The 20,920-nt window shown below is 56.8% G+C and carries 19 protein-coding genes and 2 pseudogenes; 16 read left to right on the top strand and 5 right to left on the bottom strand.

Translation table 11 applies throughout. The features are described from left to right. Positions 1-40: 40 nt before the first annotated feature. A complete protein-coding gene (locus tag QEV83_RS07445) occupies positions 41-1,150 on the bottom strand; it encodes a lysine-2,3-aminomutase-like protein (protein ID WP_280130569.1) in 1,110 nt (369 codons plus the stop codon). Then, entirely contained in the window at positions 1,147-2,202 is a 1,056-nt protein-coding gene (gene epmA / locus QEV83_RS07440; RefSeq protein ID WP_348273273.1) for an EF-P lysine aminoacylase EpmA, read from the bottom strand. The genes QEV83_RS07445 and epmA overlap by 4 nt, the downstream gene beginning before the upstream one ends. 191 nt (positions 2,203-2,393) lie before the next feature. On the opposite strand from epmA, the gene efp reads away from it, so the two are divergent. The 7 genes and pseudogenes from efp to QEV83_RS07405 all read left to right on the top strand — a co-directional run bounded on the left by efp (position 2,394) and on the right by QEV83_RS07405 (position 8,419). Continuing rightward, complete coding sequence (efp, locus tag QEV83_RS07435) at positions 2,394-2,963, top strand: elongation factor P (RefSeq protein ID WP_280130567.1); 570 nt, start codon at positions 2,394-2,396, stop codon at positions 2,961-2,963. Between the two features lie 237 nt (positions 2,964-3,200). Continuing rightward, entirely contained in the window at positions 3,201-3,869 is a 669-nt protein-coding gene (locus QEV83_RS07430) for a sugar transferase (protein WP_280130566.1), read from the top strand. Between the two features lie 347 nt (positions 3,870-4,216). Beyond that, on the top strand, positions 4,217-5,359 hold the full coding sequence (locus tag QEV83_RS07425; protein WP_280130565.1) for a glycosyltransferase: 1,143 nt from the start codon (positions 4,217-4,219) through the stop codon (positions 5,357-5,359). 230 nt (positions 5,360-5,589) lie between these two features. Beyond that, positions 5,590-6,624: a tonB-system energizer ExbB gene (gene exbB / locus QEV83_RS07420; RefSeq protein ID WP_280130564.1), complete on the top strand. Its 1,035-nt coding sequence runs from the start codon at positions 5,590-5,592 to the stop codon at positions 6,622-6,624. Between the two features lie 5 nt (positions 6,625-6,629). Then, positions 6,630-7,047 (top strand): annotated as a pseudogene (gene exbD / locus QEV83_RS07415) (TonB system transport protein ExbD); the annotation flags it as partial. Beyond that, positions 7,033-7,866, top strand: coding sequence for a TonB family protein (locus QEV83_RS19455; RefSeq protein ID WP_348273272.1), 834 nt, complete (start codon positions 7,033-7,035; stop codon positions 7,864-7,866). The pseudogene exbD and the gene QEV83_RS19455, both read left to right, overlap by 15 nt. A 304-nt stretch (positions 7,867-8,170) precedes the next feature. After that, positions 8,171-8,419, top strand: coding sequence for a heavy metal-associated domain-containing protein (locus tag QEV83_RS07405; RefSeq protein WP_280130563.1), 249 nt, complete (start codon positions 8,171-8,173; stop codon positions 8,417-8,419). Positions 8,420-8,434: 15 nt separating this feature from the next. Here the strand turns inward: QEV83_RS07405 and QEV83_RS07400 are convergent, their stop codons facing one another. Further along, positions 8,435-8,710 (bottom strand): hypothetical protein, encoded by a 276-nt coding sequence (locus QEV83_RS07400; RefSeq protein WP_280131168.1) that lies wholly within the window; start codon positions 8,708-8,710, stop codon positions 8,435-8,437. Here QEV83_RS07400 and QEV83_RS07395 point away from each other — a divergent pair. The 4 genes and pseudogenes from QEV83_RS07395 to QEV83_RS07380 all read left to right on the top strand — a co-directional run. After that, positions 8,613-8,894 (top strand): annotated as a pseudogene (locus QEV83_RS07395) (cation transporter); the annotation flags it as partial. The gene QEV83_RS07400 and the pseudogene QEV83_RS07395 sit on opposite strands and share 98 nt — an antisense overlap. Further along, a complete protein-coding gene (locus tag QEV83_RS07390) occupies positions 8,857-11,193 on the top strand; it encodes a copper-translocating P-type ATPase (RefSeq protein WP_348273265.1) in 2,337 nt (778 codons plus the stop codon). The pseudogene QEV83_RS07395 and the gene QEV83_RS07390, both read left to right, overlap by 38 nt. Before the next feature lie 309 nt (positions 11,194-11,502). Then, complete coding sequence (locus tag QEV83_RS07385; RefSeq protein ID WP_280130561.1) at positions 11,503-11,715, top strand: hypothetical protein; 213 nt, start codon at positions 11,503-11,505, stop codon at positions 11,713-11,715. A 322-nt stretch (positions 11,716-12,037) separates the two neighbouring features. Next, complete coding sequence (locus QEV83_RS07380; RefSeq protein WP_280130560.1) at positions 12,038-14,185, top strand: glycosyltransferase family 2 protein; 2,148 nt, start codon at positions 12,038-12,040, stop codon at positions 14,183-14,185. Positions 14,186-14,234: 49 nt separating this feature from the next. On the opposite strand, the gene QEV83_RS07375 is transcribed toward QEV83_RS07380, so the two are convergent. After that, on the bottom strand, positions 14,235-15,527 hold the full coding sequence (locus tag QEV83_RS07375) for a lipopolysaccharide biosynthesis protein (protein WP_280130559.1): 1,293 nt from the start codon (positions 15,525-15,527) through the stop codon (positions 14,235-14,237). Between the two features lie 31 nt (positions 15,528-15,558). After that, the gene (locus QEV83_RS07370) at positions 15,559-16,212 is read right to left on the bottom strand and encodes an ABC transporter ATP-binding protein (protein WP_280130558.1); all 654 of its coding nucleotides are present in this window, start codon (positions 16,210-16,212) and stop codon (positions 15,559-15,561) included. Between the two features lie 280 nt (positions 16,213-16,492). On the opposite strand from QEV83_RS07370, the gene QEV83_RS07365 reads away from it, so the two are divergent. The 5 genes from QEV83_RS07365 to rfbA are packed head-to-tail and all read left to right on the top strand — an operon-like array spanning position 16,493 to position 20,885. After that, positions 16,493-17,419, top strand: a complete 927-nt coding sequence (locus tag QEV83_RS07365) for a class I SAM-dependent methyltransferase (RefSeq protein WP_280130557.1) — start codon at positions 16,493-16,495, stop codon at positions 17,417-17,419. A 35-nt stretch (positions 17,420-17,454) separates the two neighbouring features. Beyond that, positions 17,455-18,015, top strand: coding sequence for a dTDP-4-dehydrorhamnose 3,5-epimerase (gene rfbC / locus QEV83_RS07360; protein WP_280130556.1), 561 nt, complete (start codon positions 17,455-17,457; stop codon positions 18,013-18,015). A gap of 7 nt (positions 18,016-18,022) precedes the next feature. Further along, positions 18,023-19,102 carry a dTDP-glucose 4,6-dehydratase gene (gene rfbB / locus QEV83_RS07355; protein WP_280130555.1) on the top strand — a complete coding sequence of 360 codons (1,080 nt, stop codon included), beginning with the start codon at positions 18,023-18,025 and terminating at the stop codon, positions 19,100-19,102. Further along, complete coding sequence (gene rfbD / locus QEV83_RS07350; protein WP_280130554.1) at positions 19,099-19,995, top strand: dTDP-4-dehydrorhamnose reductase; 897 nt, start codon at positions 19,099-19,101, stop codon at positions 19,993-19,995. The genes rfbB and rfbD overlap by 4 nt, the downstream gene beginning before the upstream one ends. After that, positions 19,992-20,885, top strand: a complete 894-nt coding sequence (gene rfbA, locus QEV83_RS07345) for a glucose-1-phosphate thymidylyltransferase RfbA (RefSeq protein ID WP_280130553.1) — start codon at positions 19,992-19,994, stop codon at positions 20,883-20,885. Before rfbD ends, rfbA begins: the two co-directional genes overlap by 4 nt. The last annotated feature ends 35 nt before the right edge of the window (positions 20,886-20,920 follow it).

Raw genomic sequence — 20,920 nt, 5'->3', positions numbered from 1 at the left:
GCCGCGAATGGCTTGTCCAGTCAGGCGAATTGGTTGTCGCCTAAACAGGCTCCCAAGGCAACTTTGTGTCGTCTCGCATTTCGCGCTGTTCGCGGGCCTCTTGCGAGTAGATGTGCGTGCGGCCTTTATAATCGGTAATCTGGCTAGGCTGACCGGAAGCTCTTTCTACAAGATAATTTGGGCCAATCGGTGACTTGCCGTGGCCGCCCGGTATATCGAGCATGTAATGCGGCTGACAAAGGCCCGAGACATTTCCGCGCAGCCGCCGCATCAAATCGCGGCCTTTGGCAATCGGCACCCGGAAATGCGCGGTTCCTGGCGCGGGATCGAGATGGTGCAGATAATAGGGCTTTATGCGTGCCTCGACGAAAGCGCGCATGAGCTCCGTCATGGTTTTGATATTGTCGTTGACGCCCGCGAGCAGGACGCTCTGACTGAGCATCGGGATGCCCGCATCGATAAATGTGGCACAGGCCGCGCGCGCCGCCGCCGTCAATTCGCGCGGATGATTGGCATGCAGGGCGACGTAAATCGTCTTGCCGGAGGAAAGCAAAACATTGACGATTTCAGCCGTGATCTTCGAGGGGTCGGCAACCGGCACCCTTGTATGAATGCGGAGGATTTTCACATGATCGATGGCTTTGAGCCTCGCCATGATCTCCGCGAGCCTGCGTGCCGATAAGGTCAGTGGATCACCCCCCGTCAGAATCACTTCCCAGATTCCGGGGTGACCCTCTATGTAGCCGATGGCGGCGCTCAGCGCGTCGGGTGAAAGATGCGTGGGGCTGTTTGGCCCGACCACGGTGCGGCGAAAGCAGAACCGGCAATAAACCGGACAGATGTGAAGCAATTTCAACAGCACGCGATCGGGGTAGCGGTGCACAATCCCTTCAATGGGACTGAACCGGAGATCGCCGGTGGGATCGGCCATTTCCCCTGGCTGCTGGGCGAGTTCGGCCAAATCCGGAACGAACTGGCGGGCTATCGGATCATCTGGATCACCGCGGTCGATCAGTTCCGCGACCGCGCCGGTGATGCCGATCGCGTAGGTTGTGGCGAGCCGTTCCACAGCCTCTTTATGGGAGGCCGGAAGAAGACCGGCGTTCACGAGGTCCGAGGCATTGCGCAAAAGTGCCGGAGTGCCGGTCATCGTTCCATCATACCCCGTTGCACGGGCGTCCAAATCACCTGCTCGATGTGAGATGCCCCGGTCGCGAGCATCACCAGCCGGTCGAAGCCAAGCGCGATCCCGCACGCCGGTGGCATGATCGCCAAGGCTTGCAAGAAGTCCTCATCGAGCGGATAGGCCTCGCCATAGATCTGCAGCCGTTCCGCCATTGCCGCCTCAAAACGGCGGCGCTGGAGACCGGGGTCTGTCAATTCGCCAAATCCATTGGCGAGCTCGACGCCGCAAACATAAAGTTCAAACCGCTCGGCGAAACGCGGATCGTCCTGCAATTTGGCCAGTGCAGCTTCGCTTGCCGGATAATCCATGAGAATTGCCGGGCGGCCATGTCCAAGTTGCGGCTCGATCTTCGCCGCAATAATCTTGCTGAACAAATCCCGCCAGCTGTCATCCGGGGCAATTGTAATCCCATTTCTGCGGGCGCCCGCCGCGAGTGCCTCCCTCCCGGCCACGGGTTCGCTGAGGGTCGCCAAAAGATCAATATTGGCATAGCGGTCAAATGCCTCAGCGACGCTCAGGATTTCCGGCTCTTCGAAGGGATCGGCGACATGTCCGGCAAAGCGCAGATCGCGGCTACCTGCGGCGGCTACGGTGCGTGCCAGAAGCCCCATGCAATCCTCGATCAGCCTCTGATAGGGCTCGCCCGCGCGATACCACTCAAGCATCGTGAATTCCGGATGGTGAAGTTTGCCCCGTTCGCGGTTCCGGAACACATGCGCGAAAGTGAAAATGCGCTCCTCGCCCGCAGCAAGCAGTTTCTTGGCTGCGAATTCCGGCGACGTATGTAGATAAAGAGTTGATTTTATTCCACTATCATCAAGAGCTTCGGTACGGAAAGCACTGATGTGGGTTTCGTTTCCGGGCGACACTTGGAGAATGGCCGTATCGGCTTCGATAAACGATTGCCCCGAAAAAAAAGCCCGTGCGGCGGCCACCATGCTGTTTCGGCTCAAAAGGAAAGGGCGCCGGTCGCGATGGATGCTCGGGGACCACCATGGCGATGGTTCTGAGGACAGAGTGCTCATTTTGCCATTTCGATCAAAAATCCAGGCTTGAGGACGCTTAATTTATCTTTGCCGCAATTGGCCTTCTGGTTCGGAAAGCACTAGCGAAACGCCGGAACATGAGTATTGTCCGGCCCGAATGCTGAGCCGGCAGGTCTGCGCCAAGCGGACGGCACCCCCCAATAGCTGATAGAGGAAAGCCTGTGAAAGTCATCGCCAGTTCAATCCGGAAAGGCAATATCATCGAGAGAGAGGATGGCCAGCTTTATGTTGTTTTGACTGCGGAAAGCTTTCATCCTGGCAAGGGCACCCCGACAACCCAAATCGATATGCGCCGTCTATCGGATGGGGTCAAAACAACGGATCGCTACAAAACGACCGAGCAGGTTGTACGTGCTTACGTCGAGGATTCAAATTTTAGCTACCTTTTCCAGGACGCAGACGGGTTCCACTTTATGAATATGGAATCCTTTGATCAGATCGCCGTTCCCGCCGAGGTTGTCGGAGAACAGGCGCTTTATTTGCAAGAAGGAATGACTTGCGTGCTGTCGATCTTTAATAGCACCGCCGTGGGGGTCCAGCTTCCTGCCCGGGTGACTCTTGAAGTCGTCGAAACGGAGCCAGCCATGAAAGGTCAAACGGCATCATCGTCCTATAAGCCGGCGAAATTATCAAATGGCGCGCGCGTCATGGTGCCTCCCCATATTTCCCCCGGCGTGCGGGTCATCGTACAGACAGAAGATGGTTCCTATGTGGAACGGGCCAAGGATTGAAGGCGGGATGCTTCGAGAATTTCGAAATTCGAACGAATCCCTTATTTAGGTCATGAATTCGGAACAAATTGCCGATTAAACATTAACCTTCAATGACGCTGGGTCGCAGGCGACTACGTTGCATTGCACCTAAAAATTTGTTACGATTATCACCAGCGTTCAATTTGTTAACGCTCTGTTTAGCCAAAAGCCACGCGAGCCTAGGCACCGGAGAAATGGAATTTATGGGGTGCTATAATGTTTGATGGCGAGTTGTCCGTGCTCTTGGGGCGATCCAAAGTCGCTCCATATACCACTGGCGGAAAAGCTAAAAGAATATTTGATGTGATTGTTGCTTCGATAACGCTTCTCATGTTTTTGCCTTTATTTGCGTTTGTTGTTTTGTTACTTAAATTAACAGACCCAGGACCGGTGATTTTTAGTCATGTTCGCGTTGGCCAAGGAGGCCGCCGCTTCGCCTGCCTGAAATTTCGGTCAATGGTGACGGATTCGGACAAGGTACTGAAATCACTGTTGGAATCCGATCCGTTAGCGCGTGCGGAGTGGGAGCGCACCCAGAAATTGACCAATGACCCGCGGATCACGGCGGTGGGGAAGTTTTTGCGCCAATCAAGTCTTGATGAATTACCTCAGCTTATAAACGTCATCCGGGGTGATATGAGTCTGGTAGGGCCGCGTCCGGTCGTGCCATCCGAAGTGGGGCGTTATGGCGATAAGCTCGGACTCTATCTTCAGGCCCGGCCTGGAATAACGGGTGTATGGCAGGTCAGCGGCCGCAATGACTGCGGATATGATCAACGCATTGAGATGGACGCGAATTATGTGCGCAATTGGCGCATCTCCAACGACATCGTGATCTTGATGCGGACACTTGGTGCCGTCATCGCCCGAAAAGGCAGTTACTGATCATTGTTTGCGCGGCCAGGCTGCGGCGGCGGAGACCTAGCATTCTCGTGGCGCAGCAGCGCAGCAATATCCGCCCGCTTTAGAGGGCTCCCCGCCAGAAATTCTTCACCGGAAACCTGCCGGCCTTTTGGCAATCCCGCGAAATGTTCTTCGCTGGGGCCAAGACCTCCCAGCGGGCGTAGACGCGGCCCTTGCCTCCATTTAGGAACAAATTGAAACGCCGTTTCTGATTCGCCCGGGGCCTCTCGCGGAATTAACAGAGGCACCCCAGCTCATCGAGGCGCATCCGAATGAAAGCGGTCTCTTTCCGGAGGCACGCGTTTTGAGGCAAACGGGGGCTAGTCGGCATGCGCGTGGCGATCGTCCATTACTGGCTCGTGTCGATGCGGGGCGGCGAAAAAGTGGTCGAGGCGCTTTGCCAGCTATTTCCCGGCGCGGATATTTTTACGCACGTCTATGATCCCGAAAAAGTCTCGGAAACGATACGAAGTCACAGGATTTTTACGACATTTATCAATTCTCTGCCTCGCGCGCGACGCTATTACAAGCATTATCTCCCTTTGATGCCGATCGCGCTCGAACAACTCGATCTGCGTGGCTACGATCTCATCATCAGCAGTGAATCAGGACCGGCCAAGGGGATCATACCGCCCCCGGGCGCCGTGCATCTTTGTTATTGCCATTCGCCGATGCGTTATGTCTGGAACATGTTTCACGATTACCGTGAGCGCACCGGCTGGCTGCAGCGCGTCATGATGCCGCCTCTCTGCCATTATCTGCGCATTTGGGATGCAACGGCGTCGATGCGGGTCGATCGCTTCATCGCGAATTCGGCGACCGTCGCGGCTCGCATCGAAAAATATTACCGCCGGGACTCGGCGGTAATCCATCCCCCTGTCAATGTTGAGCTGTTCGAGAGCGTTTCTCCCGGCGATGTCGAAGACTACTATCTCATGGCCGGCGAACTCGTTGCCTACAAGAGACCAGAACTTGCCGTCGAGGCTTTTAATGCACTCGGCCGCCGTCTCATTGTGATCGGCGGAGGAGAGATGCTCGCTGAGGTCCGCAAACGCGCGGGCCCCACAGTAACAGTTATGGGACAGCAACCTTTTGGCGTCCTGCGCCATCACTATGCGCGGTGCCGCGCCCTGGTGTTTCCAGGCGAGGAGGATTTTGGTATCGTGCCCGTTGAAGTGATGGCGAGCGGGAGGCCCGTCATAGCGTATGGACGCGGCGGGCTTACGGAATCCGTTGTCGCCGGGGTATCAGGGTTGTTTTTTGGGGAGCAGACCGTCGCGGCGATTGAACAGGCCGTACATGACTTCGAGGGGATGTCCTTTGATCCGGCCGTGATCAAGGCGCTCGCCAGCAAATTCAACTCTGCGAGATTTTTGATGGAGTTCTCTGCGGCGGTGGAGAAGGCGCTTGGACACAAGCTTGATCCCCTGGCTATCCAAATATCGAAGCCAGGGCAAGCTGCGGATTTGTGATGCAAGCCACGGTCTGCCTGGCAAGCATCAAAGAAATCAAGCATCGGGCCTCAAAATGTTCTACGGAACGTCCTTTCGCATGTCGTGATTTCTGGCCCCTGCACGTTTCCATGAGGGTAGGTGTGATCTTCGCCCGGTATGGCCAGGCGCGCCTCGGAATGAGATTTTTTCATTGATGGTCTCCGCCGGATGAGCGAATGCAGCGCGGCATGGGATCAGGAGGACATGAAATGACCGGCATGGATCATGTGTTAGGGACGCGACTCACGCCTGTTGCAAGAGGAGCGGGGCTTGTAACTGCCTTCAGCATTTTATTTTTTTGCGCTGGCCCGCTTCAAGCGCAGACCTCGGCGCCTTCGCCGGACGCTCCACTGGCAGCCACGCTTTCCCAGCCTGCTGCGCCGCCCTCTTCTACACCTGTTTCACCCCCTGAGGCCGCGCCGGTGACGGCGGGGCAGACGGTTGCGCCCGCCGCGGAATCCTCCGTGCCTGCCGCCGAAGCCGCCAGTCCTTCGCCGCACGTCACCGAAGCAGTGCTGCCGTCAACCCTGCCGCGGGATCTCTCCCCCTGGGGCATGTTTCTCAGCGCCGTCCTGCCCGTGAAAATTGTCATGGTGGGGCTGGCGCTGGCCTCGCTCGCGACCTGGACGGTTTGGCTGGCGAAAACGATCGAACTCTGGATGGCCAAGGCTCGGGCGCGCCGCAATTTCGAGATTCTCGCCCATGCCGCGAGCCTCCGCGTCGCGGAAAAAGAGCTCGGCTCCGAGACATCCCCCATCGCGCGTTTTGTTGCCGCCGCCGCGGGCGAAGCCGACCGTTCCGAGGGCCTTGCCATTGAGGGCGTCAAGGACCGCACGGCCACCTTGCTGTCGCGCATCGAGGCATATGCGGGACGGAGGATCATGCGGGGCACAGGGATTCTCGCGACGGTCGGGGCGACGGCGCCCTTTATCGGGCTTTTTGGAACCGTCTGGGGAATCATGGACAGTTTCATTGGGATTTCGAAGACCAACACGACCAACCTCGCGGTGGTGGCGCCCGGCATCGCCGAGGCTTTGCTAGCGACTGCCATGGGGCTGGTCGCGGCCATTCCGGCGGTGGTGATGTACAATGGGTTCGCCCGTTCCATTACGTCCTATCGGGCGCAGCTTGGCGACGCGGCGGCGGAAGTTCTGCGCCACCTCTCCCGCGACCTCGACCGCGAGGAATTGCCGCCGCAAAAGGAAAAGGCCCCGGTCGTCCGTCTGCACGAATCCGCGGAGTAAGCCCGATGGCCATGCGTCTTTCCCTCGAAGAGGATCGCGTCGAGGAAACCCACGAAATCAACGTGACGCCATTCATCGACGTCATATTGGTTTTGCTGATCATTTTCATGGTGGCGGCGCCGCTTTCGACGGTTGATGTGAATGTCGATCTTCCGGCGTCCACCGCGCAACCCGCGCCGCGTCCCGATAAGCCGCTGTTTTTGACGGTGAAACAGGATCTTACGCTGGCGCTTGGGGACGATCCCATTGGCCGCGAGACTTTGGCGGGCGCTCTTGATGCCGCGACCCAGGGCGACAAGGAGCAGCGGATTTTGCGTGCGCGCCGACCGCAAGGTGCCCTATGGCGAGGTGATGGAAACGATGAACCTCCTGCGGGCTGCCGGCTATTTGAAGATCGGTCTGGTTGGCATGGAGGCGGCCGCCGCTGAGGGGCCCGCTGTCAGGAGGCAAGCCTCCAGCCAGTCAAACTCTGGAGCCGAGGCCGTGACGGTCGCCAAGACGGTTCTGCATCCCGGGGATGAGCCGTCCTGGCAGCGCTGGCTCTTGGCCGCCGCCGCAGTCATCCTTGTTCACGCGGCGATCGTCTTTTGGATCTTGTATATCCGTGACTTGCGGGCCGGCGGGGAGCCTCCGGCGGCGATCATGATCGAGCTTGCGCCCCTGGACGTCGCGCCGCCCACGCAGTCGCCCGCCGAGGTCACCCCGGGACCCCAAATGACCGAGGCGCAGCCCGAGGAGGTCGAACAGCAGCAGACGATTCCGGTACCGGAGCTTGCCCCCACGCCGAAGCCCAACGTCGTGCTGATGACGCCGCATAAGCCAAAACCAAAGCCGAAGAAAATCGAAAAGGAAATCCCGAAGCCGGTGGTGAAACGGGTGCATGAGCCGCCAGCGCCGCGCACCAGCGCGCCGCCCCGCGCCTCCGCGGCGGCGTCGCGCGCGGCCTCCTCGCACGCCGCGAATTCGGCGGCCGCCGCCGCCGCGCGGAGCGCCTGCGCGGCGGGGCTTGGGAGCCTGGCCAGACATTACCCGGAAGCGGCGCGGGCGCGGGGTGAACAAGGAACGGTCCGCCTCGCCCTCACGATTGGCCGCAACGGGCATGTCCAGTCGGCCCGCGTCGTCGGCAGCTCGGGGTCGTCAGCGCTCGACCAGGCGGCACTCCAAATGGCCCGAGGCGCCAGCTGTCCAGCCATGGAAACAACCGCCAACTTCATCCTCCCAATCCGATTCGCAATAAGATAGGAGACCGTGAGCCCGTCAAAACTCATTTCTCGATAGAAGCCGCACACCTGCATCCCAATGAGAGTGCAATAGCGGCGGTGGCGTTGCGGTGAAATGGCGCGCGCCAAGGTCAATCCGCGGCGTAATGTCGAAAAGTTGAACCGGCCCAAGTCATTCACTGCCGGATTGTTCAGCAAAGGACACAATGGAGAAGAGGCCGTGATCACGAGTCATTCGCTTCGGCCGTACTTGTTTTCGTACTGGCTGGTGCCGATCTACGATGAAGGGCTGCCGTTAGCTCATCTGTTTGTGAAGGAAACTGCCGATGTCCTCTCTCTCCTCCGATCCGAAGAACCCCAAAGTTTTCAGCGTTCGTGTGGAGGGTATGGCCTGCGAGTCCTGCGTGGCGCGCGTCGAGAAAGCGATTTCCGTCACGCCAGGCGTTGTCTCGGTCTCCGTCGATCTTGCGGCAAAACGCGCCAATGTGGTCTTTGCGGGGGTCCCAGATATCGCGGCGGTCATCGCCGCGATTGGCGAAGCTGGCTATGAATGCATGGTTGAGAACGCGGCCTAACAACGCGATTAGATTTTACCTCATCATGTTCCTGGTTCCCATAGTTCGGATGATCTTGCCGCGAAACGGCATTCCACTTTCGCGGATCGTGGACTGAAGGAAAACACCAATGTCTTCTCCAGCCGCTTCAAAGCAGGCCGCCGGATTCAGCCTTGAGATCGACGGCATGATATGCGCGTCCTGCGTCTCGCGGGTGGAGAAGGCGATTGTCGCCACGCCGGGCGTTGCTTCCGCCTCGGTCAATCTCGTGACGAAGCGCGCCGAAGTGGTATTTTCGGGTGCCCCCGACATTGCAGCTGTCGTCGCCGCGATCGGCAAGGCGGGTTATGGGACCACGGTTGAAACAGCGCGGTTCGACATCGACAAAATGAGTTGCGCTTCTTGCGTGAAACATGTCGAAAAAGCGTTCAAGAAAATTCCCGGCGTAATCGAAGCCAATGTCAATCTCGCCACCAGAACGGGGACGGTGCGCTTTGCGGCGGGGACTACGAATGCCGAAACCCTCGCCAAGGCGGCAAGTTCAGCGGGTTATCCGGCGCATGAACTCAAGCCGGATGCGTTTGCTCCATCAGGTGCCGCGCAGCGTGACAAAGAATCCCATGATCTCACGCGCGCTTATGGCCGCCATGATTTTGACAACACCTGTCTTCGCGCTCGAGATGGGCTCTCACCTGTTTCCCGCCGTCCATCGGCTTGTCATGAATACAATCGGCATGCAGGCCAGCCGGATTGTGCAATTCGTGTTGACTGCATTGGTTTTGTTCGGACCTGGCCGGCGGTTTTTTTCGACCGGACTTCCGGCATTATGGCGCAAGACCCCCGATATGAACGCGCTGGTCGCGCTCGGTGCTGGCGCTGCCTTCGTCTATTCGACGCTCGTGACCTTCGCGCCGGGTCTCTTTCCGGCGGGAACCTCGCATGTCTACTTCGAATCTGCCGCGGTGATCGTGACTCTGATCTTGCTTGGCCGGAGCTTGGAAGCACGGGCAAAGGGCCGCACCGGCGCGGCCATCGAACAGTTGATCAGCCTCAAGCCTAAGACCGCCCACGTCCTGCGCGAGGGAACGCCGGTCGATATTGCTCTCGATGAGGTCGCCGTGGGGGACATTGTTCTGGTCAAGCCAGGCGAAAAAGTACCTGTCGACGGGCAGGTTTTGGAAGGCTCCTCCTTTGTCGATGAATCGATGCTGACCGGGGAACCTGTTTCGGTGGCAAAGGGTGCCAGCGCGTCCGTGGTCGGCGGGACGATCAACAAGACAGGCAGCTTCACCTTCAAGGTCACCAAGACCGGCGCCGATACGGTGCTGGCGCAGATCATTCGCATGGTTGAGCAAGCGCAGGGCGCGAAATTGCCAATCCAGGCTCTGGTGGACAAGGTGACGGCATGGTTCGTCCCCGCTGTGATCGCGGTCGCGGCCTTGACCTTCGTGCTTTGGCTTTGGCTCGGGCCCGCGCCCTCGTTGAGCTACGCATTAATCCAGATGGTCGCCGTGCTGATCATCGCTTGCCCCTGCGCCATGGGTCTTGCCACGCCAACATCGATCATGGTCGGCACGGGACGCGGTGCGGAATTGGGCGTTCTCTTTCGCAAAGGGGATGCCTTGCAGACTCTTGCGAATGTCAGCGCAATCGCTTTGGACAAGACGGGGACCATTACCAAAGGACATCCCGAGCTGACGGATTTTCTCGCTGCGCCGGGCTTTGACCGGAATGAAGTGCTCGCCTTTATCGCTGCTGTGGAGTCGCGTTCCGAACATCCTATCGCGATGGCGATCACTGCCGCAGCCAAGCAAGCCGGTGCGGGTGAGAAGCTGGCTGCCTGGGTTGACCCCGAGCCAAACCTTCAAACGTTACGGGAAGGTCCGGCTTGGCGGACGTTTTTATCGAAGCTTGTTCGGCTCAGGAGTCGCGCCGGAAACAGCGAACCCGCCGGAGCAATCACCGCGCGGGCGGAAAACTTCGCCGCGCGGCCTGGTCTTGGCGCCGAAGCAGTGGTCGAAGGACATCATGTCGCGGTCGGCGCCGATCGTTTCATGCGCACTCTTGGAGTCGATGTCATGGACTTCGCCGAGGCGGCGGCGCGTTTTGGCGAGGCTGCGAAATCGCCTCTCTATGCGGAGATCGACGGCAAGCTCGCGGGTCTGCTTGCGATCGCCGATCCGATTGCGCCAACGGCACGGCAAGCGGTCGCGGCGCTGCGCGAGCAAGGGCTCGAGGTCATCATGGTGACGGGCGACAATCGCCGTACGGCCGAAGCAATTGCCCGTGAGGCCGGGATCGGCGCGGCCGTCGCCGAAGTGCTTCCGCAGGGTAAGATCGAAGCGCTGCGGGAACTCCGCGCGCGGCATCGGACAATCGCCTTTGTTGGCGATGGCATCAACGACGCGCCAGCGCTGGCGGAAGCCGATGTCGGCTTGGCCATCGGCGGCGGCACGGATGTCGCCATCGAGGCGGCCGATGTCGTTTTGATGTCGGGTGACCTTAGGGTTACAGCGGCCGCCGTGGCACTCAGCCGGGCCACGATGCGTAACATAAAACAGAATCTGCTATGGGCGTTCGCCTATAATATCCTTTTGATTCCGGTCGCGGGGGGGATGCTCTATCCAGCCTTCGGTATCCTGCTTTCGCCGATGCTGGCGGCGGGCGCCATGGCGTTTTCCTCGGTCTTCGTGGTGCTAAATGCGCTGCGGCTGCAGCGTTTCGTGCCGCTCTCCCAGCATGCCAGAGCATCGGCAGATGGAACGGAAGGGTTGCGGCAAGCGCCAGCGGAATAGATCGACGAAGGAAGAGCCGCGCCGGCGGGGGCGCCCAACTTATGCGCTGATGGATTCATGGAGACGTCCCGCGCCGGAGAAGACGCGCAGATTGCGAGCCCTGGCTCCACAGCTCTCACGCTTAAGCAGCCGAAAGGGCAAGCAGCCAAAAGAACGACGATCTGTCGGATAAATCTAGCCTGGAGCGTCCTTACAAATTGAGAGGCTGTCCCACGCCGCGCGCGGCAAGGATCCTTCCTCTCTGATCGAAGATGAAGCGAAGCGCCTGCAAAGTGGAGGACCGGCGTAAAACTGCGGGAGAAATTTGACATGGCCCAAGATGAATTTGTTATCGAAGAGGCAAGCAACGCGACAATTCTTGTTCGCCATTTGCCTGCTGGCGTGCGTTTTTTATTTGTAATGAAGGGCCGGAAATTTGACGGCGAAGCTGGCAATGAGCTCAAGCCCTCGGATCTCAGCCTCCGAAATCAAGCCCGGACATTTGCTCTCCATCAGGCGCGTATGCATGGCTGGATCGATTGAAATTTGATTATCGCCTCAACAGGCACGTTCGCTCAAGGCATGTCGGTTCTGATGGCCACGCATGGTCTTTTCCGGTTCTCTCCCTGCGAGACTTTGCAATTCTATCCTGAATTCGATCAACAAACCGCTTGCGTTTATGTCATTCCGCGACAATCATCTCAAAATGTGACCGCATCTTGCTGTTCTCGTTGCCGCAGGTGCGTCCAACAAAACTGACGCGTTACACAAAATCGCGTTTCTGCACTTTCTGTTCGCTTCTCCTTCGAGTGACAGCGTGGTTCCTTTTCCTTTTCGACCATTATCTGGATTGAGACTGCGAGGCTTGTCAACATGGCAAGCCATCGATGAGGATCCTGCCTTTCTTCTGTCGTTTCAACTGCTCCGGCCTCGTTTCCTTCTGATTCACCTTGAAGGCGCCGCGAGCACGATTGATCCTGTGCTGTATCTCGATACTGGAATGAAGTTTTCTGAGGCCGAGAGCTTTGCCCTTGGCATTGGGAAAAGACTTGTCTGTGTTGTCGCGCCGCGCAGCCTGCCCAGCCTTCTCCGGATTCGCCTCGACCCTTGCTCGCGGCCTGTTCGGTTTCGCTTGACCATTACTTGGTCAAATGCGGCCGGTCCCGTACAAAAGCAACTCGCACGCGCCACGCAGTGGAATGGGCAGCAAAGCGCGCATGCGACTCTGTTTGCTCGTTTCGGCGAAGATCCACTTTGGTCGAATGAGACAGGATCTTTTCGTCCCGTTAAAACGTCTTTTTCCAGCGTGGCAGATCATTATAGCAAAGTTGTCGGACTTGCCGCGATTCAAGCGCCGCCGCTTCTGTCAAACCACGAGAATACCATCCCTCTTATATCCTTTGTTGTACCAACTTTTAATACGCCAAGCCGCTATCTCGACGATTTATTGGCTTCTTTCCGGATTCAAGAACAGAGTCTTGTCCAGATGGTGTTGAGCGACGACGGTTCGACGTCAACGGCGACAAGGGCTTGGTTAGACTCTCGTCGATCCGAACCCAATGTTGTCATCCTGCGCAACATCGAGAATCGGGGGATCGCGGCGGCGACGAATGCAGGAATTGCCGCGGCCGATGGAACCTGGATCGGTTTTGTCGACCACGACGACGCGCTCTCCCCTCATGCCGCGTCTCTCATCGCCAAGACGCTCGAAGCCCACCCGCTCGCTAAATTTGTCTACACGGATGAAATCATCGCCAACGCTACCCTGCAGCCAACCGGCTATTTTCTCAAACCGGCTCATGACCCAGTTCTTTTTTCTGGCGTAAACTACATCAACCATCTGTCGCTCTGCCTTAAGAAACGGATCGTCGAATGTGGCGGATTGTGTGACGGGTTTCAGGGCTCCCAGGATTACGAGTTCCTGTTGCGCTACCTCAATGGTTTGGGTGATGAGGAGATATTGCATCTTCCCTATCCCGCATATGTCTGGCGCCGCGACGATCGCAGCTATTCCTCGCGCTTTTTGGATACAGCGACCCTGCATGCGCGCAAGGCACTCGCGCATCATTATGCGGTCAATGGACACCCTGTCGTAGTCGAAAGCGCTCTCACCACGCATCTTCATCGGATACGCTTCGATCTTATCAAAAGATCTGTACCAAGGGTTTCGATCGTTATCCCGAACCGCAATGCCTTCGAACTCATCTCACGGTTGCTCGTTGAACTCGAGACCAAGACGGATTATCCGGATATCGAAATTATCGTGATAGACAATGGGTCAACGGACGCGCGCGTCCTTAATCTTTATCGATCTCACGCCCGTCAGCGGTCCACGACGATTGTGAAGATCGAGCCCGAACCATTCAACTTTGCGCGCTCGGTCAACAAAGGGATCCGTCTTGCAAGTGGCGATCTCATTCTCTTGCTCAACAATGATATCGAGATCATGGATTCGGAGTGGCTTCGCGAAATGGTGGGATGCTTTGATTACCCACGCACGGGAATTGTGGGGGCCCGCTTGCTCTATCCAGATAAAACCATCCAGCACGCGGGTGTTATCGTGGGGTTCGGTGGTTTCGCGGGACATTGGTTTAGCGGCAAGCCACATAGCTTTCCCGGCCCAATGGCGCGTCTCCACGTCCGCCAATCGCTTACCGCCGTCACCGGCGCCTGTATGCTCATCTCGCGCACATGCGTGGAAAGAGTTGGTCTTTTTGACGAAGAAGCTTTTGCTATCGCCTACAACGACGTCGACTTTTGTCTGCGAGCCGGACAACTTGGTTATCGTATCGTGTGGACGCCATTTGCTACTTTGATTCATCATGAGTCCGCTTCGCGCGGAAGCGATGAGACGCGTGAAAATATCGCTCGCTTTCGAAGGGAGCAAGCAAATCTCGATGCCCGTCATGGGACATCGAAATATCAGGACCGGGCAGCAAATCCCTGGTACACGCGCAACCGCTCGGAACCCAGCTTAGTCATGCTTGACCATTTGCCTTCTGCCCGTATGTGACTTTGGCTAGGCTGATGGCTAACAACACACGGTGTTGGCTCCTGCGGGTTTACCGTGCGATGTTGTTGCGCACCAAGGCGGTTAATCCACAAAGGAGACCCCAGAACAGGAGGGATGCTACAGCGACGCCGCAAATGATCAAAAAGCGTCGGGGATATTTGGCTTCTTGCGGCAATACAGGAAGAACGAATGAATTTATATAAAGCGTTTTGCTTTCGCTCGAAAGGCGGGCCCGTTCGAGTGCGGCAACGGTCGAACTATAAAGTTTTTCGGAAATTTGACGATCGAGTTCCAAATGATTCAATTTAGACATAACATTTGAGATGGCCTTGGCGCCGTCCTTGTCTGTTGTGTTTGTCAGTTTCTCTTGTAACAAAGCAATTTGCTCATTTGTGGCGTTTATGCGCGTTTGCAGGTAACGCATTTGCGGTGCGTTGATCGAAACATTGCGCTTTTGGGTTTCAAACTCCTGTTGCATCTTGAGAAGATCACTCCGTGCAGCACCAATAAGGTTATTCACGGCGTCCGCAGTACCCTCCGCACTCAACATGCCTTCGTCGTTGCGTGCTTTTTCCAGCGCGATACGAGCTTGAGTCAGCCGCTCCCCGGCGCGCTGCTGTTCCAACTCGCTCAAAGCAACTGCATCACGGCGCATGCGATCATTCATATCATTGATCAGCTTCTCGCTAGCGTCCAATATTCCATCGGCAATTTTTGTTGCATCTTCCGGACTGAAGGCGCGCACCGTAAGCACAACGATACCCGACGGCATCTGCACGGAGGTATCGACCATTGTTTTCCAATAGCGCAAAAGTTTTTCGATCGGTTTTTTTGGGTTAAAGCGGGAAAAAATATCGATGCCAGATCGGCTGAACATGTGCCGCAGGTCAATTTTCTGGTCCAACTCTTCGACAATAGCCCGGCTTTCAATGAAATTTATAACAATCTGCGTATCTTGGATGATCTGCATTGTCGGCACGCCGGTAAGGGCGGCGAGGCTGTCGAGTTTTGGAGCGGCACCCCCACGAACGGTGAAGCGCGCTTCCGCCGCATATTGGTCGCTGGCAATCAAGCCATAGTAGACAGCCGCGCCAAGAATTGGGATCGCGACCATAACCACGAAGCTCACGAGGTAGAAGATTTGCTGGGCTCTTTGCCCCGGCCGGGCACGAAATCCGCCTGAGGAAAGCGATCTCCGGCCGCGGGTCGAAAACCGCATTCTGCGGGCCGCATCACTTAACGCTTCGGAGATGAGCTGAGAACGCTCACGCGGGTTAAGACCGCCACTGCGCCGATTGCTGGCATCGTTCGCGCCGATCTCGGCAGGCATCTTTTCCGTCATCAGTTAAACCGTAGCCGCATCATGACGCACCCTACCGATTCATGCGATTGTACATTTCGATGGCCTGATCCACTGAAGCGAACATGATCAGCCGCCCATCGACCAGAACCCCGCCCCGGTCGCAATAGGATTTGATTGTCTCGATCGAGTGGGACACGACAATCAAATCCGCATTCTTCCGTCGGTGGGTGAAAGCTTCCTGGCACCGCCGTTGAAAACGAGCGTCTCCCACCGCTGTAACTTCGTCAATCAAATAGCAATCGAATTCGATTGCCATGGACAAACCAAAAGCCAAGCGCGCCATCATGCCGGAAGAATATGTTTTGACCGGCGCATCCAGATAGTCGCCCAATTCCGAGAAATCTTCCACAAAATCCGAAACTTTCCTCACATTCTGGCCATAGATGCGCGCCACAAAGTGAAGGTTGTCGCGGCCGGTCATCTGCGGATGGAAGCCCCCGGCGAACCCGAGAGGCCAGGAGACTCGGACCGAACGCCGTACTTTGCCAGAGTTTGGAAGTTCAGTCCCGGCGAGGAGCCGCATGGTTGTTGATTTGCCAGCACCATTGACACCAAGCAAGCCATATGACCAGCCACTTTCGAAAACCGTCGAAACGTGGTCGAGGACGACCTTGATGTGTTGTTGGGTTTTGTAGAATTTGAAAACGTTGCTCAATTGAATCATAGCAGCCACCGCTGTTTTGAAGGATTTATTTTAAGCCTCCGCGATGGCCGGGCACTCGTCGTCTTATGCCGGACGAGGTTCCCTCATAAAGTTCAACGCTAATGGTGTCCGATGATTTTTTTACCGTGTCACTGACAACAAAGACATTTTAAGTTAAGATTATGGCGATATTTTTGCGATTCATCTCCTTGTTTTTCTGAAAGCTTATACAAAAACTGTCGGCTCAGCATAGCGTGCGCCGGACAATGGTCATTAAATCCGCCAAAATACCGGCTCAGGATTGACAAATCTGAATACAGAAAGTGCGACTTGGATGCGATCGATTAGAAGGCCATCTATAATTGAGGGGGTAAGGGAGTTACTTAATCGCACTTTTGTAGAACCCTCGAAGCCTCCAAAAAAGCGCAGAGATCTATTTGAGGATCTTCGAAATACTTGCCTTAATGACTATTATATTGATAATTATCCTTCGGCCGAGGCTGGACTGGCGCTTTTTTCCAATACTTGGTCGTCGCATATTCCTGTTGAAGGCAAAGTCACAGGAAATTTGCCCCTTTTCGCCGACGCCCGTCTGAGTTGGCTGTTCGATCAGATTGGCGGGATCGAAGGATGGAATGTTCTCGAGTTGGGACCTCTCGAAGCCGCACATACTTCAATGTTACACGCGAAAGGCGCGGCCTCCATCACGGCGATCGAGGCCAACGCGATCTGTTATCTAAAATGTCTCGTTATCAAAGAAATTTTTCGCCTTGAGCGGGCACATTTCACACTTGGAAATTTTGAACGGTTTTTGAGTGACACCCAAGAACGTTTCGACCTTATCGTCGCGAGCGGGGTTCTATATCATCTCATGGATCCGCTCTTGGCGTTGCTTGACTTGATGCGTCTCACGGACCGCATTTTTGTATGGAGTCATTTTTTCGATGATGCGGCCATGCCCATTACAGATATGCGGAGAAGTCATTTTACGCGAGAAACCATCGAGCGGGAATACAAAGGCGCGCATCTTACTTATCACGTCCGCAGTTATGGCAGCATGTCACATTCTGGTACTTTCTGTGGCGGAATTCATGGAAATTCCGTGTGGCTGGAACTTCCTCAGGTTTCTGCGCTCCTTGAACAAAACGGCTATCATTTGACCTTGGGGTTTGAACAGCCCGACCATGCCAATGGACCGGCCGCCTGCTTTGTCGCGGTTCGGGTGTGATCCAAAATGCGGTGCTGTGCAAGAAGGGCGTCAGCATGGATTTGAAATTTGAGAGATTTGGCATTCAAGGCCTCATTCTCTGCCGGCCGGAAAAGTTCGCCGATGCCCGCGGTTATTTCACGGAAACCTACAATCAGCGAATTTATGCGGAGGCCGGCATATCTTGCGTTTTTGTCCAGGACAACCAGTCGGGTTCGGCCCGGCGCGGCACGATCAGAGGCCTCCATTTTCAAATTCCCCCGGAGCCGCAAAGCAAACTGGTGAGAGTGTTGCGTGGATCGATTTTCGATGTCGTCATCGATTTACGCTGCGGCAGCGCGACTTACGGGCAGTCCTTCACGATCACATTGACAGCAGCGGGGGGCGAGCAACTCTTTTTGCCGGAAGGTTTTGCTCATGGGTTCTGCACGCTCGAACCGGATACCGAGATTGCCTATAAAGTCGACCGGTTCTATGCCCCTTCCTGCGATGCGGGATTCCGCTGGGACGATCCAGGCCTTGGTATCGCGTGGCCAGTCGATCCCGACGAGGTGACCGTCTCCGACAAGGACGCCAAGCTACCCTCGTTCAAGACATTTGTTTCACCATTCGCGTGAGGGGACTGTGACCAGCAAGCGATTTCTCGTAACCGGTGGCGCCGGTTTTATTGGCTCCGCGGTGGTGCGCCACCTTATTCAGGCCACCGGACATGAGGTCTGTGTCCTCGACAAACTCACCTATGCGGGCAACCTCGACAATCTCGCGAGCGTGGCGAAGGAGCCGCGTTACCGGTTTACGCAGGCGGATATTTGCGATGCTCCGGCTGTGCGCGCGATCCTCGAACAATTCCGGCCCGATGTCGTAATGCATCTCGCCGCGGAAAGTCATGTCGACCGTTCGATCGATGGTCCGGCGGCCTTCATCGACACCAATGTCGGCGGCTCATTCGTCATGCTCGAGGCAGCGCGGGAGTATTGGCAGGGGCTATCCAGCCAAAGAAAGACGCACTTTCGTTTTCATCACGTCTCGACCGACGAAGTTTTCGGCTCGCTCGGCGCTGATAGCTATTTTCTCGAGACGAGCCCCTATCGGCCCAACTCCCCTTACTCCGCCTCCAAAGCCGCTTCCGATCATCTGGTGCGCGCCTGGCATCAGACCTATGGACTGCCCACGGTATGCTCGAATTGCTCGAACAATTACGGGCCCTATCATTTTCCTGAAAAGCTGATCCCGCTCACGATCCTAAACGCGCTCGAAGGCAAGAAGATTTCGGTCTATGGCGATGGCGGCAACATCCGCGACTGGCTCTACGTCGAGGACCATGCCGGCGCGCTCGTCGCAATCGCTGAGCGGGGTGTGCCGGGCGGCTGCTATAATGTCGGCGGCTGGAGCGAACGGAGCAATCTCCAAGTCGTCGAGGCAATTTGCGGGCTCGTCGATGAACTTTCCCCCGACGCGAAGATAGGCCCAAGGGCAGGTCTCATCGCTTTCGTTGCCGACCGCCCCGGTCATGACAAGCGCTATGCGATCGATGCTTCGAAGATAAAACGCGATCTCGGCTGGGAGCCGCGCGAGAGCTTCGCCAGCGGCCTGGCTAAGACGGTTCGCTGGTATGCCGACAATCCGTCTTGGTGGCAGCGTATCCGCTCCGGCGCTTACCGTGGCGAACGGCTTGGGCAGGCGAAATTTGGGCAAGTCGCATGAGCCGGCCAATTTTGGTTTTTGGTGCTGCGGGACAACTCGGGCGCGAGATGCTGAAACTCGCCGAGGCCCGGGAGATTGAAGCGGTCGGACTTACCCGTGCCGAGGCCGACATTACCGACGCCGTGGCTGTTGCCCGCGCGGTGGCTGCCGTGACCCCGCGTCTCATCCTCAATGCAGCCGCTTATACGGCAGTCGATAGAGCCGAGAGCGAACCGGCGGTGGCCGCGGCAATCAACGCAGAAGGTGCCGGGAACGTCGCCGGTGCGGCGGCGGCGGCCGGTGTGCCGGTCATCCACGTTTCAACCGATTATGTTTTCGACGGAACGAAAACCAAACCCTATGTCGAAACCGATCCAATCGCGCCGATCGGCGTCTACGGCAAGACAAAGGCGGAAGGCGAGGCCAAGGTGCGTTCTGCGGCACGGCGGCATGTCATCTTGCGCACCGCTTGGGTGTTCGGCCTGTTCGGCAACAATTTCCTGAAAACCATGCTGCGACTTGCGCGCAACTGCGACCGCCTGCGCGTTGTGGCCGATCAACATGGCTGTCCAACCTCCACTGTGGACATTGTGGAGGCGGTGCTTGCGATCGATCGGGCGATAACCGCCAGCCGTACCGTCTGGGGCACCTATCATTTTGCCGGTTCCGGGGCGACTTCTTGGCACGGTTTTGCCGAACGGATTGTCGCGGCTCAGGCCAAAACGACGGGCTGCAAGCCTGCGGTCGAGGCGATCACTACGGCCGACTATCCGACGCGGGCACGCAGGCCAGCCAATTCCGAGCTCGATAGCAATCTCTTTTCCACGACCTACGGATATAGGGCGCAAGCTTGGCAGACGCGGACGGCTGAAACGGTTGCCTGTCTTCTCGAACAGCCGGAGCCTTTACCGTGAAAGGGATCATCCTCGCGGGCGGCACCGGCACGCGGCTTTATCCGCTGACCCTGGTGATTTCGAAGCAATTGCTGCCGGTCTACGATAAGCCGATGATCTATTACCCCTTGAGCACACTGATGTTGGCGGACATCCGCGACATTCTGATTATCACGACGAAGCAGGACCAGTCGGCATTTCAGCAGCTTTTGGGCGACGGCAGCCTGCTTGGCATCAAGTTCACTTATGCGGTTCAGGACGAACCGCGCGGGCTTGCCGAAGCCTTCATCGTCGGCCGTGATTTTGTCGATCGTGATCGCGTCGCGCTCATTCTTGGCGATAATATTTTTTACGGCCACGGTCTGCCGGCCCTTCTTCAGGCGGCGGCTTCAAAGAGGAACGGAGCGACGATCTTCGGCTATAGAGTGGCCGATCCCGCCCGCTATGGCGTCGTCGAAATCGACGCGCGGGGGGACGCGATCTCGATCGAGGAAAAACCGTCCGCTCCTCGCTCCGACTTGGCGGTCACCGGCCTTTATTGTTACGACAATTCCGTCCTCGATATTGCCGCCGCCATCAAACCTTCTTCGCGTGGCGAGCTTGAAATTACCGACGTCAATCGGGCGTACATGGAACGTCATGAACTCGCCGTGAAGATCATGGGGCGTGGCTTTACTTGGCTCGATACGGGCACGCACGATAGCCTCCTTGAAGCTGCCCAATATGTCGAAATTCTCGAGCGGCGGCAGGGGCTCAAGATGTCTTGCCCGGAAGAGATCGCCTATTTCAAGGGCTACATAACCCGTGATCGTCTCCTTGAGAGCGCCGATCGTTATGGCAAATCCGGCTATGGCAATTATCTTGCAAAACTAGCTGAAGCCGACCGCGGCTTGTTGGATCAGGACCGCTGACTTAAGGTAGATATGATGATTGGTCATAGACTTTC

This window comes from Methylocapsa sp. D3K7 (assembly GCF_029855125.1).
Lineage (GTDB): Bacteria > Pseudomonadota > Alphaproteobacteria > Rhizobiales > Beijerinckiaceae > Methylocapsa.
Note: the sequence above shows the minus strand (reverse complement) of the source record. Positions and strands in the feature narration are given on the sequence as shown.

What these genes read in the sequence shown, in the direction of transcription:
- QEV83_RS07445 (WP_280130569.1), bottom strand. Translation starts at nt 1,150, where the DNA reads ATGACCGGCACTCCGGCACTTTTGCGCAATGCCTCGGACCTCGTGAAC.
- QEV83_RS07430 (WP_280130566.1), top strand. Translation starts at nt 3,201, where the DNA reads ATGTTTGATGGCGAGTTGTCCGTGCTCTTGGGGCGATCCAAAGTCGCT.
- QEV83_RS07425 (WP_280130565.1), top strand. Translation starts at nt 4,217, where the DNA reads ATGCGCGTGGCGATCGTCCATTACTGGCTCGTGTCGATGCGGGGCGGC.
- exbB (WP_280130564.1), top strand. Translation starts at nt 5,590, where the DNA reads ATGACCGGCATGGATCATGTGTTAGGGACGCGACTCACGCCTGTTGCA.
- QEV83_RS19455 (WP_348273272.1), top strand. Translation starts at nt 7,033, where the DNA reads ATGGAGGCGGCCGCCGCTGAGGGGCCCGCTGTCAGGAGGCAAGCCTCC.
- QEV83_RS07405 (WP_280130563.1), top strand. Translation starts at nt 8,171, where the DNA reads ATGTCCTCTCTCTCCTCCGATCCGAAGAACCCCAAAGTTTTCAGCGTT.
- QEV83_RS07400 (WP_280131168.1), bottom strand. Translation starts at nt 8,710, where the DNA reads ATGTCGGGGGCACCCGAAAATACCACTTCGGCGCGCTTCGTCACGAGA.
- QEV83_RS07390 (WP_348273265.1), top strand. Translation starts at nt 8,857, where the DNA reads ATGTCAATCTCGCCACCAGAACGGGGACGGTGCGCTTTGCGGCGGGGA.
- QEV83_RS07385 (WP_280130561.1), top strand. Translation starts at nt 11,503, where the DNA reads ATGGCCCAAGATGAATTTGTTATCGAAGAGGCAAGCAACGCGACAATT.
- QEV83_RS07375 (WP_280130559.1), bottom strand. Translation starts at nt 15,527, where the DNA reads ATGACGGAAAAGATGCCTGCCGAGATCGGCGCGAACGATGCCAGCAAT.
- QEV83_RS07370 (WP_280130558.1), bottom strand. Translation starts at nt 16,212, where the DNA reads ATGATTCAATTGAGCAACGTTTTCAAATTCTACAAAACCCAACAACAC.
- rfbC (WP_280130556.1), top strand. Translation starts at nt 17,455, where the DNA reads ATGGATTTGAAATTTGAGAGATTTGGCATTCAAGGCCTCATTCTCTGC.
- rfbD (WP_280130554.1), top strand. Translation starts at nt 19,099, where the DNA reads ATGAGCCGGCCAATTTTGGTTTTTGGTGCTGCGGGACAACTCGGGCGC.